Source organism: Siphonobacter sp. (genome assembly GCF_048595215.1).
Classification (GTDB): Bacteria; Bacteroidota; Bacteroidia; order Cytophagales; family Spirosomataceae; genus Siphonobacter.
This window is the reverse complement of record NZ_JBMDWJ010000048.1, coordinates 45,619-57,763: the sequence shown is the minus strand read 5'-3', so window position 1 is coordinate 57,763 and position 12,145 is coordinate 45,619. Positions and strand designations below refer to the sequence as shown.

Sequence of the window (12,145 nt, the reverse complement as noted above, 5' to 3'; positions counted from 1 at the left end):
ATGTTCCAGCTCACGTTTAATCCCAGGAAGTAATTATTCGCCGGCAAATCCGAAATGACGTTCTGGTAGTTGTAGCCAGCTAGTATGCCGACATTGGGAAGCTTGTCCTTGCGGGCGGCTTCAATGCCGTAATCTACCTTTTCGATGGTTTGTGTCGCTAGTTTTACGTCCGGATTAGACTGACGGGCTTCTTCCAGATAGGTATTCAGCGGCTGTACGGCTAAAGCTTCCATGCTTACATCAGTGAGTCGTAGGGAATCCGTATCCGGCACGCCGAGTACGACTTTCAGATCCGCCTCATAATCTTCCATCTGGTTCATGATCTGCACCACTTTCTGCTGCTGGTTGGCCAGATCGGCCTGTAAACCTACTTTGTATACTTCGTCGGTTTTCCCCGCCAGCAGGGCACTTTCCACGTCGTATAGCTTGGCCTGGGTAAGCTGCACGTTGGCGTTGGCTTCGTCGAGCTGCTTCTGAGTGATCAGCACGCCGTAATACAGCTTTTCTACGCCCTGGAGTACTTCCAGCTCAGCTTTGGTTACCTGCGTCTGGGCGATGCGTACGTCGGCTTCGGCGGCTTTCACCCCCACCTTGATTTTACCGAGCTGACTAATCGGCTGGTACGCTCCAACCGAGCCGAGAAAGAGGTTGTGTTTACTTTGAAACAAGGGAACGGGCTTTTGTGGCAGATACGTGCCTCCCACCTGACCAAAGGCTCCGGCGGGAATTGCCAGATCTTTCGTGATTCCATTGAAGACGTACATGCCCGAAGCCAGAAACTGCGGCTTGTTCTTTGTTTTGGCTTCCGTGACTTTGTATTCGCTTTCGCGGACCTTCTCTTTTTGAATACTCAACAAGCGATTGTGCTGCAAAGCCTGACTTTTGGCTTCTTCCAGCGAGAGTACTTCCTGGGCTTGTACGGACCACGCCGAGCCGAGCAGAAAGCTGTATAACAAAACCTTTTTCATGGGTTTTAATGGAATGGGTTGAAAAGACTTAGACGGGTTGCGTATCGCGGCCAACGCTCATCAGATACGCTTTGTCTTTCGGTTTAATCATTTTCACGTACAGCACGGGTACCGTCAGCAGGGCCATAATCATCGACCAGACTACGCCCACGGCAATGACGCTCGCCAGCGGACTCCACATGGGCGATCCCGAGAGAATCATGGGGAGTACTCCAATGGCAGCGGCCATGGCCGTCAGGAAAATCGGACGTAAGCGTCGTTTTCCTGATTCGGCGGCGGCGGTAGGGATGTCCATGCCGTGTTTGAGCAGTTCGTTGGTATGATCGACAAGGATGATCGCATTCCGCACCACAATCCCCGATAAACTAATCAGTCCGACGAAAGCCGTAAAGCCAAAGTTGTTATGCGTCAGAATCAGTCCCAGGAACGCCCCGAACAGACTCAGCGGAATGGTCAGCATCACCAGCAGAGCTTCCTTGATATTCCGGAACTGGAACAACAGAATCAGGAAAATCAGGACGATACTAATCACCATGACCACCACCATCTGACTGAACGTTTCTTTCTGTCCTTCGTACTCACCCCCGTATTCGATGCGGTAACCAGCGGGTAACTTCAGCGACTCGATTTTAGGTTGAACGGCCTTGAGCAATTCCGAGGGCAACAGGTTCGCCTGCGTTTCGCTTTGGACCGTCAGTGTGCGAACGCCGTTGCGGTGCATGATACGGCCCGTTTGCCAGGCGGGTTGTAGATCGGCGATTTGCCGCAGGGGCACCGAAGCTCCCGTGACGGGGGAGGAGAGGTACGTGTTGAGCAAATCATCGAAGTTGCGGCGGTTGGTTTCATCCAGCCGTACCACCAGATCCACGGGCGTAGTGCCTTCGTACAAGGTAGTCACGGGAGCCCCGTTGAAACCAGCGTAAACCGTTTGCCCGATGCTGGAGGTAGTAAAGCCCAGTCGGTTGGCTTCGCCCTTGAGGTTGATATTTACTCCGTAATAATCTTCCATAAAATCGGTACGCACCATGGCACTACCGGGGGTATTTCTTAGCACGCTATCTACCTGTACACCGATTTGCTTGAGCGTCGGCAGATCGTCGCCCACGATGCGTACTTCCACCGGAGCTTTGGTAACCGTACCCTGTTGCATGAGTTTGACCTGCGGACGTCCTTCGGGCACCAGGGCATCGACCTGACGCGTCAGGTCTTCCGCCATCGCCTGCGTACTGGCAATATCCGTGGTATTGATCAGAATCTGGGCGTAATTGGTGACGGGTACTTCGGGCGAAAAGTTGTAATAGAACCGCGGAGCACTCGTACCCGCAAAGGTGGCGTAACTCGTTACCCGCTGATCTTTCTTGACAACGTTTTCAATTTTATTGATAGCCGCCCGGGTTTTATCGAGTTTCGTACCCGTCGGCATCCATAATTCTACGACGAACTGATTCCGCTCCGCCGCCGGGAAAAACTTCTGCCGGATCGTCGTGAACAGCAAACCCGCCAGGGCAACTGTCAGCAAACTGCCCAGAATCGTTACGCCGGAATGACGCATGCACCAGTCGATGGCCGTGTTGTAGCCATTCTGCATCCGGTCCAGCAGGGACGTACGTTTCTTCTTATTCGCCTCGGAAGGATCGTGTAAGCCTTTTTTGATGAAGGTATAACACAGTAAGGGCGTCAGAATCATGGCGACGATAAACGAAGCCGACAAGGCAATGGCGACCGTAATAGGCAGGGCAAAAATAAATTCACCCACCGATCCCGACAGAATAACCATCGGCATAAACGAAGCAATGATCGTAATTGTTGCCGCAAATACGGGCACAACCAGGTCACTGGCACTCCGCCAGGCGGCCGTCCAGCGATCCAGCCCTTCATCGAGCAGTTCCACGTAGTTATCGGCAATGACGATGGCATCATCGACCACCATGCCCAGTACCACAATCAAGGCTGCCAGCGAGACCTGATGCAGCTCGATACCGAAGGCGTGCAGCAGGGCAAAGGTGACGGCGACGGTCATCGGAATCGCCATGGCCGCTACCGCCGCAATGCGGAAGGGCAGGAGCAAAATCACGACAATCACGACCGAAACAATGGCCAGGAAAAATTCCCGAATGAAGTGACCAACGTTTTCATCCACCAGATGCGGCTGATTGACAATCGTCGTTAACTTCACCGTACTCGGTAGTAATTTTTTAACGGCTTCTAACTGAGCATCAACGTCCTTGCCAAACGACACGATGTTGTTTCCTTCGTGCATTTCTACAGCCAGCATCAGGGCCCGGTGTCCGTTCACGGTGGTAGTACTGGTGGGGTCCTGGTATTGACGGGTGATGCGGGCTACGTCGCCCAGCCGAATCACGTCTCCGGTTTTGGAAGTACCGATAATCTGACTGGCAATCTGGCTTTCGGTACTGTAACCACCGTTGGCGTAGAGCGGTACCTCCGCCGTACCGGTTTTCACATTTCCCGTCGGACTAATGGCATTCTGGGATTTCAGTACGTTCATGACCTGCGTGAACTTGATGCCGTACTGAGCCAGTTTCTCTGAATTACTCGTAATGACGATCTGTTCTTTTTGCTCGCCAATGCGTTTGATTTTTGACACGGCGGGCAGCGTCCGGAGCTGATCTTCTACTTTTTGCAGATAGTCTTTCAACTCGTTGTACGAAGCCTGATCGGATTCGATACCGATGACCAGAGCTTCCGTATCCCCAAAGTCGGAGTTGACGATCGGGCCACGTACGCCTTCGGGCAGAGCCAGCGTTTTGGCGACGAGTAATTCGTGCCGCAGTTTACTCCAGAATACGTCCGGATCTTTGACCTTATCCTCCAGTTCCACGTTAATGACGACGGCTCCGTCGCGGGTCGTGGAGAAGGTTTTGGATTTTTTGACTTCTTCAAACTGAAACAGGTATTGCTCCAGCTTTTTCGTAACCTGATCTTCCACCTGAGCGGAATTCGCTCCGGGGAAATACGCCAGTACCAGACCCGTACGAATGGTAATCTTGGGGTCTTCCCGGCGGGGCATGGTCAGCAGAGAATGGATACCAACGGCAAAAACCATCAGCAGTACCGTCAGCGTAACCTGCGAATATTTTAGGGATGATTTGACAAAATTCATGATCTACACTGGATAAGGCCTGTAGAGTAGTAAGCGTATACGTCCGTTAAAGGAAATTGAACGTTATGTTGTATACGTTAAGGTTGGGTATTGGTAAGCTGAATAGCGGAACCGTCATGGATTTTCTGCTGCCCACCCGTAATGACCAGCTCGCCCGGCTGTAAACCGGAGGTGATTTCAATGGTAGAATCCAGCAGGCGACCGATGGATACGCGACGTTTAAAGGCCTGCTTTTTCTGCGAATCGGCTACAAAAACGTAGGAAGAATTATCGGTATCGTGCAAGACGGCTTCGGCGGGTAAGGTGAGCGATTCCGTTTTCTGCGTCGAAGGCAATTTCACTTCGGCCACCATACCAGGACGAATCAGGAGCTTGGGATTCCGTAATTCAATCTTCACCGAAAACGAACGCGTCGTCGCATCGGCGGCGGAACCTACTTCGGTCACCTTTCCGGTGAAGGTGCTGTCGAGGGCTGAGATGTACACCTGAGCTGACTGACCGATTTTGACCCGCTGTAATTCCGATTCCGGAATAGCCGCGTTGACTTTTACTTTCTGGATATCCGAAACGATAAACAGGGGCATTCCCGAGCCTACGATTTCGCCAATCTCCGTATTTTTTTTGAGCAACACGCCCGAGAACGGGGCGTAGAGCTTCGTATCCGAAAGATTCTTTTTCTGGAGTCCGGCCTGGGCTTGAGCCTGTTTGAGTCCGTTAGAGACTTTGGCGAAATCGGCATCGCTGAGGCTGTTGCGATCGTGCATGAGCTTGAGCCGGTTGTACTCATCCTGCACCTGATTGACGCTGGCAGTAGCCGCGTCCACGCCGAGCCGATAACTGGTGGGGTCCAGACTGGCGAGTACTTTTCCAGCGGCTACGGGCTGGCCTTCCGTAGCGGCGATGTAGTTGATTTTTCCCCCCACGAGAAAACCGAGTTTGACGGTCCGGTTTCCTTCGACGTTTCCGCTGATGGAAATCTGATTGTCTGAAGAAGAACGACTAACCGTTTGCGTCAGTACGGGTACGGCCGGATCAGCGGCGGCAGTTTCGGGAGCGGGTTTGCTCTGGCAGCTGGCGAGTACGAAGGCTGCTAAACCGATGGAAAAATAAGGCTTGGGTTTCATAACTTCATTAGTTAATCGTTTCCAGTAGGTGAATTTGTGATTGGGGGATTTCTAAAAACAGTAAGTGTTCAATGACACTGTCAACCCATTCTTCAGTATCCGTCAGAATAAAACTTAGCTCTGATACTGGGACTGTATTCGTGAGCGATTCAAGCAGGTCTAACGCCGAGTAAGCTGGTGTAGGACTGCCGAATACGTAATACGTTTTCAAAAGACCACGAAACGTCGATTCAAGACGGGTAAGCTCGTCGGGAAAAAACGGAGAATTCAGCTGCGTCAGGCCATGAACGACGGTACACGGCTGGTGGCGATTTAGCAAATTTTTTATAAGGTCGATCAGCGAATGCAGGGAATACGACGTCGATAAGAATATCCAGTGTCGCTTTGGTAGAAGACTGCTTTGCTGCATGAAATTCAAGGCATTCATAACATTGCTTCCGGGTTGTGAATGCAAAGCTCGGAAAGAATTAGGCCAAGCTCTTTGATAAAAGTCAAAAAGCAAAAGGGTAGGCGGAGCCTACTAATTTGGGTGTCCGTAGCATCCGCTACGGACCACTCGCTCCCTGGAAATGGGAGGGGGAATGAAGTGTTTTTTGTAGGAAGGTAGATTCTGCTTCTTCTACTAAAGTGTATTTCCTTGCAAGAATGCTACGGCCAATAGAAACCTGCGTTATCCGTAGCATCCGCTACGGATGTTCAAATTTGTAGGCTATGCCTACTTTTTACTCCGAATCCGACTTAACGTCTCCTGCGAAATGCCGAGGTACGAAGCAATATGACCCAGACTGACCCGCTGAAAAATGGAAGGCTGGTTTCGGAGCAACGACTCGTAGCGTTCGGTGGCCGTTTGAAATTGCAGGGCCGTGATGCGTTCCTTCATTTCCCGCATGACCTGATGCATAACCAGTATGTGCAATTGCTCGAAAAGGGGATACCGTTTCAGCAGCTTTTCAAAGTCTTCGTGCGAGATGGAACAGAGCGTCGTCTCCTCCAGGGTTTCCAGGTAATACTGACTGGGTTGACCGTCGATGAAACTTTCGTCTGCCGTTACGAAATTGTCTTCCGTATGAAATCGGTACGTCGTTTCTTTCCCCGAGAGGCTTTGATAGTGTTCCCGAATGAGTCCTTCTTCAATGAAAAAGAGCCGTCGACAGTGCTGGCCCGGTCGGACCAGCACGTGGTTTTTCGGAAGGTGTTCCCGAACAATAATTTTCTGAAGCTCTTCGACGACTTCCGCAGATAAGGGTAAGTGCTGTTGAAGGAAGGTAATAATATGCATAAGGGAACCGATTTGAAACGACGCCCTTACAGGCCCGCGTAGTACGTCAGAGCTTCCTGCATTTCGGAGCTGGATACGGGAATGTCGAAGCGACAGGTACCGATGCCGTCGAGTAGGGAGAACCGAATTTCTTTACCCCGGTTTTTCTTATCCTGAGCCGTCAGTTCAACAATCGCCTCGAAGGCGTCGGCAGGAATCTGTGCTTGGCCATAGGTTTGAAGCAGGTACGATTGAATGGCCTCGAATTGTTCTTCCGTAAGCCAACCGCGTTGCCGACTCAGAAATGCTTCTGTGAGCATACCCGCCGCAATAGCTTCCCCGTGCAGGAGCCGCTTTTCGGGATCTTCCAGAAAATACGTTTCGATGGCGTGACCGAGCGTATGACCGAAATTGAGAATCTTTCGTAATCCTTTCTCCGTAGGATCGGCCTGCGTCACCCGTTCTTTAATGGCGACGGAATGAGCGATCAGGTCCGTCCAGTTCTGCGTTTCCCAGCTTTGTTGACGGAGTTCCTCCCATTTAGCCGCATCGGCGATAAGGCAATGTTTGATGATCTCGGCAAAACCCGACCGAAGCTCACGGGGTGGGAGCGTAGCCAGAAAATCGGCGTCAATCAGAACGGCGTCGGGGATCTGGAAGACGCCAATGTGATTTTTCAAACCCTGAAAATCAATACCCAGTTTGCCGCCTACGCTGGCATCGACCTGCGAAAGTAAAGTCGAGGGGATTTGAATAAAGGCAATCCCCCGTTTGTAGGTTGCCGCACAGAAGCCGCCCATATCGCCAATGACGCCGCCGCCAAGATTGATCAGCAGGCCGTGGCGATCGAAAGCCGCTTTCGTGAGTCCTTCCCAGATTTGCGTGGCCGTTCCCAGGTGCTTTTCGCTTTCACCCGAACGGATCTCAATCAGCGTATGCGGGGGCAGTAAGGACTGAATGCGGGGATAGCAGTGCTGACGGGTTTGCTCATCCACCAGAACGGCTACCTGAGAAAAGGAGTGCGAGGCAAGGAAAGCGGGCAGGCTTTCGGTAATAGGGGCGATCTGTACCATAGCCGCAAAAATAGACGAAAGAGTAGAGAGTCGACAGCCGGGCGTAAAAGTTATCGGCGGGAGGTACAAAAACAGCCTGGCTTCTTCGTTCCCTTTACGGAAGGGATTATGGGTAAAAGTTGGTCAAGTGCTCAAAATTGGGCAGTTTGCATCCTTTATGGATTGATTGCATACGAACATGAGTAAGAATGAAGATCGTGAAAGCCTGCCACCCTTTATCCGGTCCTGGCAGCAGCTCTATGCCTTAGTCATCGCTAATCTTATCCTGATGATTGGTTTGTTCTGGTGGTTTACCGAGGCATTTTCCTAACGTGTTTTTAATAGGGATGCGTAGCTATTTCATCGGCATACATTGCATACAGAAGTTTATCGTGCTACAGGATCACTCGTTCGTCCCGCCAGTACGGCTGCCCTTTCGTCCGTATGCACTCCATGCGGGGCATCCCATGCGGGGCATCCCATGCTGGCAACGCAACGACTGACGACCGTCGCAACGCAGTGGCCTAAAGCGGGCGGTTGCCGCCATGGAATGGTCAGTCGTGGAAAGGTCCAGCCTAGAAGGCTCACGGGCTACTAGTCAGCCAGTAAGCAGGACCAAACCCAGTCTATAGGCACCAAGCCCCAGCAAAAACCAACGAATAAACCCAAAAATACCTCTTTACCCTTGAGTATATGTCTTTACTCGATTGGATCGTACTGGGCGTTACCCTAACCTTCATTGTAGGTTACGGCATCTACCGCAGTCGACAGCAACAAAACCTGGAAACTTACCTGACGGGCGGCCATACGCTGACCTGGTGGCACGTCTGCCTGAGCGTGATGGCTACGCAGGCCTCGGCGGTTACCTTTCTGTCGGGACCGGGACAAGCCTACACCGACGGCATGCGATTCGTGCAGTTCTACTTCGGACTGCCCCTGGCCATGGTCGTCATCTCCATTACCTTCATTCCAATTTTTCATCGACTGAACGTCTATACCGCGTATGAATTTCTCGAAACGCGGTTCGATCTGAAGACCCGTACCCTCACGGCCCTGCTGTTTCTGTTGCCCCGCTGGCTTTCCACGGGCATCAGTATCTACGCTCCGAGTATTATTCTTTCCACCATTTTTGGCTGGGATATTGTCTGGACGAATCTGGCGATGGGAGGTATACTGCTGATTTATACCGTCATTGGTGGAAGTCGAGCGGTGAGCTATACGCACGTACAGCAGATGTTTATCGTCCTCGGTGGTATGTTTCTGGCGGGGTATCTGGTCGTACGACTCCTGCCCGAAAACATGGGTTTGGTCGATACGCTGGAGGTGGCCGGGAAGATGGGGAAGCTGCAAACCATCAACTGGCAATTCGACTGGAATGATCGCTACAACATCTGGTCGGGATTGATCGGCGGGTTTTTCCTGCAACTGAGTTATTTCGGTACCGACCAGTCGCAGGTCGGGCGGTACCTCGGGGGCGAAACCATCGGACAAAGTCGGCTGGGACTGCTCATGAACGGCATCGTCAAAATTCCCATGCAGTTTCTGATTCTGCTGGTGGGAGCATTGGTGTTTGTCTTCTACCAATTTCATCAGCCCCCCTTACTCTTTAACGAAACGGCTTTAAAGAAAGTCGAACATACCGCCGCATATCAGACGCTTCAGCGGGAGCATACGCAGCGATTCCAGGAAAAAAAGCAGGTCGTAACGCAATTACAATCGGCCCTCGAACGTGGAGACGAAGGCGGTATTGCTTCCCTGCAACAACGCGTTCAAACCCTCGACCATCAAACAACCGAGCTTCGGAATCAAACCAAAAAACTGGTGCAGGCCGAGGGCGGCAACGCCAACGATACCAACTACGTATTTCTATCCTTTGTGGTAAAATACCTGCCGCCGGGCGTGGTGGGCCTGCTAATTGCCATTATTTTTATCGCTTCGATGGGGTCCATCGCTTCGGCCATCAGTTCACTTACCTCGAGCTTCGTGGTAGATATTTACCGACGCATGTGGGTCAAAAACGGTACCGAAGCTCATTATATCCGCGTATCGAAAATCAGTACCGCGGTTTGGGGCATGCTTAGTATTGCGGTCGCCATGTACGCCAGCCGCGTCGGTAGCCTGATCGAAGCCGTTAATATTCTCGGATCGTTGTTTTACGGAACGGTTCTGGGCGTATTTGTGGTTGCCTTTTACTTTAAGTCAATTGGAGCCCAAGCTACGTTCTGGGCAGCGGTTGGAGCCGAGATTTTGGTAGTCGTGTTCTGGGTACTGAATCTGACGGCTTTTCTCTGGCTCAACGTCATTGGCTGCGTGGCTGTGGTGGGGCTGGGTCTGCTGCTGAGAGGACTAGACCGCACTACTAATTCCCCAAATTAGGATTAAATCTATGCAGGAAGCACTCGTTCATCTGGTTCACCGCGACGCCAAACTGGCTAAAGTTCTGGCGGCGGTAACCTTACCCGCTCCGGAGCCAACGGGCGATTTATACTACGACTTACTCGATTCCATCGTCTCCCAACAATTATCGACGAAGGCCGCTGCCGTTATTTTTCAGCGATTTCTAACCCTGTTTCCCGGCGAGTACCCGCATCCACAGCAACTTTTAGCTTTGGATATTGAGACGCTGCGTTCGGTGGGCTTGTCCAAGTCGAAAGCCCATTACATGCAGAATGTAGCGGAATTCTGGTTAAAGGAAAAGCTGGAAAACAAGAACTGGGACGAGTATGACGATGATGCCCTCGTCGATTATCTCAGCCAGATTAAAGGCGTAGGCCGCTGGACGGTGGAAATGATTCTGATCTTTACGTTACAGCGTCCGGACGTATTTCCCGTCGATGATCTGGGCGTACAGCAGGGCATGATGCTGGTGTATGGGCTGGAAAAAGACCGGAACCTTCGCAAGCGGATGATCGAAATCGCCGAACACTGGCGACCCTACCGAACCACGGCCAGCCGGGCCATGTGGCGGTGGAAAAATCAACAGAAAAACAGTAATTAATACCTGAAAACGCGGTCTGGACTCAGTTCCGGGCCGCGTTTGTTTCGCTATGCGTCTTCCTACTTTAGTAATAATCGCCGGTCCGACGGCCGTTGGAAAAACAGAATTGTGCGTACGATTGGCCCAGGAACTCGGTACGGAAATTGTTTCGGCGGATTCCCGGCAGTTTTACCGCGAACTCAGCATCGGTACGGCTAAACCCAGCCTGCCCGAGCGACAGGGCGTACCGCACCATTTTGTCGATTCGCATTCCATTGCCGAGTATTTTAGCGTAGGCGACTTTGAACGCGAAGCCCTACAAACCATTCAGGAGATTTTCACGCGTACCGACGTAGCCATCCTGACGGGTGGTTCCGGCCTATTTCTGAAGGTAATTACCGACGGCATGGACGAAATGCCCGAAGTAAATCTGGACATCCGGAAAAAATTGATGGAACGATTTGAGCAGGAGGGAATTACCCCGCTGGTTGATGAACTCCGGCAGCTCGATCCGGCGTATTTCGACTACGTGGATCGCAACAATACCCAACGCATCGTGCGGGCTCTGGAAGTTTGCCTAGCGACGGGTAAGCCGTACTCCAGCTTCCGAACCGGACACAAGGTCGAGCGACCCTTCCGAATACTGAAAATCTGCCTGACCCGCGACCGGGCGATTTTGTATGATCGGATCAATCAGCGAGTGGAACTCATGCTCCAGCAGGGGCTCGTCGAGGAAGTGCGGAGCGTGGCCGAGTACCGAAACCATTATGCCTTGAAAACGGTGGGCTATCAGGAAGTATTCGACTATTTCGACGGTACGTATGCCTACGAAACGATGGTTGAGAAAATCCAGCAGAATAGTCGCCGGTATGCCAAACGACAGCTCACCTGGTTCCGCCATCAGGATCATTTTCAATGGTTCGATGCGGAAGATTACGATGGCGTCAAGGCCTACGTACTGGAAAACCTTAGTTCCTGATTTTTCAGGGCCTCTCTAACACACGATGTCTACTTCTTACAAAACGATACCCTCGCCCGTCGGTCTGCTAACATTGGTAGCCAGTAATCAGGGTCTAGCTGCGATCCTTTGGGAAAAGGATCGCCCCGAACGCGTTTCAATCGCCCTGGGTTCGCCAGATGAACAACATCCCGTATTGTTGGAAACGGAACAGCAGCTAGGGGAATATTTTGCTGGAAAACGAAAGACCTTCACCTTGCCCCTGGACTTCATCGGAACTGAGTTTCAGAAACAAGTCTGGCAGGCCTTGCTAACCATTCCTTACGGTCAAACCCGTACGTATGGCGAGATTGCCCAACAACTGGGAAATCCGCAGGCGGTACGAGCCGTGGGTGGTGCCGCTAACCGTAATCCGATTTCGATTGTGGCCCCCTGTCACCGGGTCGTGGGGGCGTCGGGGAAACTCGTAGGTTTTGCGGGTGGGTTAGTCTATAAAAACCGTCTGCTGCGATTGGAAGGAGGCATTGCCCAAACGTCGTTGTGGGAGTAAGAAGACGCGTTTGTCCTAAGCACCAACCTGTTAAACGTATATAGCAAAAAGTAGGGCTAATCCGAATCTGGACTATGAATTTGAAAATTATTATCTGTAATAAATCTAAATATAAATAAATTTGGGGGCGTAAC

The 12,145-nt window shown here is 51.7% G+C and carries 11 protein-coding genes; 5 read left to right on the top strand and 6 right to left on the bottom strand.

What is annotated here, in order from left to right; genetic code table 11:
- The 6 genes from ACOJTG_RS03355 to aroB all read right to left on the bottom strand — a co-directional run.
- Positions 1 to 968: TolC family protein (locus ACOJTG_RS03355; protein ID WP_420152513.1), on the bottom strand; the 968-nt coding region annotated here is incomplete at its 3' end.
- 28 nt (positions 969 to 996) lie between these two features.
- Positions 997 to 4,092, bottom strand: a complete 3,096-nt coding sequence (locus ACOJTG_RS03350) for an efflux RND transporter permease subunit (protein ID WP_420152512.1) — start codon at positions 4,090 to 4,092, stop codon at positions 997 to 999.
- Positions 4,093 to 4,169: 77 nt separating this feature from the next.
- Positions 4,170 to 5,216: an efflux RND transporter periplasmic adaptor subunit gene (locus ACOJTG_RS03345; protein ID WP_420152511.1), complete on the bottom strand. Its 1,047-nt coding sequence runs from the start codon at positions 5,214 to 5,216 to the stop codon at positions 4,170 to 4,172.
- A 7-nt stretch (positions 5,217 to 5,223) separates the two neighbouring features.
- A complete protein-coding gene (locus ACOJTG_RS03340) occupies positions 5,224 to 5,643 on the bottom strand; it encodes a hypothetical protein (RefSeq protein WP_420152510.1) in 420 nt (139 codons plus the stop codon).
- 288 nt (positions 5,644 to 5,931) lie between these two features.
- Complete coding sequence (locus ACOJTG_RS03335; protein WP_420152509.1) at positions 5,932 to 6,495, bottom strand: Crp/Fnr family transcriptional regulator; 564 nt, start codon at positions 6,493 to 6,495, stop codon at positions 5,932 to 5,934.
- 26 nt (positions 6,496 to 6,521) lie between these two features.
- The gene (aroB, locus tag ACOJTG_RS03330) at positions 6,522 to 7,547 is read right to left on the bottom strand and encodes a 3-dehydroquinate synthase (RefSeq protein WP_420152508.1); all 1,026 of its coding nucleotides are present in this window, start codon (positions 7,545 to 7,547) and stop codon (positions 6,522 to 6,524) included.
- 178 nt (positions 7,548 to 7,725) lie between these two features.
- On the opposite strand from aroB, the gene ACOJTG_RS03325 reads away from it, so the two are divergent.
- From ACOJTG_RS03325 to ACOJTG_RS03305, 5 genes are all read left to right on the top strand, one after another.
- Complete coding sequence (locus tag ACOJTG_RS03325; protein ID WP_420152507.1) at positions 7,726 to 7,857, top strand: hypothetical protein; 132 nt, start codon at positions 7,726 to 7,728, stop codon at positions 7,855 to 7,857.
- Between the two features lie 362 nt (positions 7,858 to 8,219).
- Positions 8,220 to 9,902: a sodium:solute symporter gene (locus ACOJTG_RS03320; RefSeq protein ID WP_420152506.1), complete on the top strand. Its 1,683-nt coding sequence runs from the start codon at positions 8,220 to 8,222 to the stop codon at positions 9,900 to 9,902.
- A gap of 10 nt (positions 9,903 to 9,912) precedes the next feature.
- Complete coding sequence (locus tag ACOJTG_RS03315) at positions 9,913 to 10,524, top strand: DNA-3-methyladenine glycosylase family protein (RefSeq protein ID WP_420152505.1); 612 nt, start codon at positions 9,913 to 9,915, stop codon at positions 10,522 to 10,524.
- Positions 10,525 to 10,573: 49 nt separating this feature from the next.
- A complete protein-coding gene (gene miaA / locus ACOJTG_RS03310; protein WP_420152504.1) occupies positions 10,574 to 11,482 on the top strand; it encodes a tRNA (adenosine(37)-N6)-dimethylallyltransferase MiaA in 909 nt (302 codons plus the stop codon).
- Between the two features lie 25 nt (positions 11,483 to 11,507).
- On the top strand, positions 11,508 to 12,011 hold the full coding sequence (locus ACOJTG_RS03305) for a methylated-DNA--[protein]-cysteine S-methyltransferase (RefSeq protein ID WP_420152503.1): 504 nt from the start codon (positions 11,508 to 11,510) through the stop codon (positions 12,009 to 12,011).
- The last annotated feature ends 134 nt before the right edge of the window (positions 12,012 to 12,145 follow it).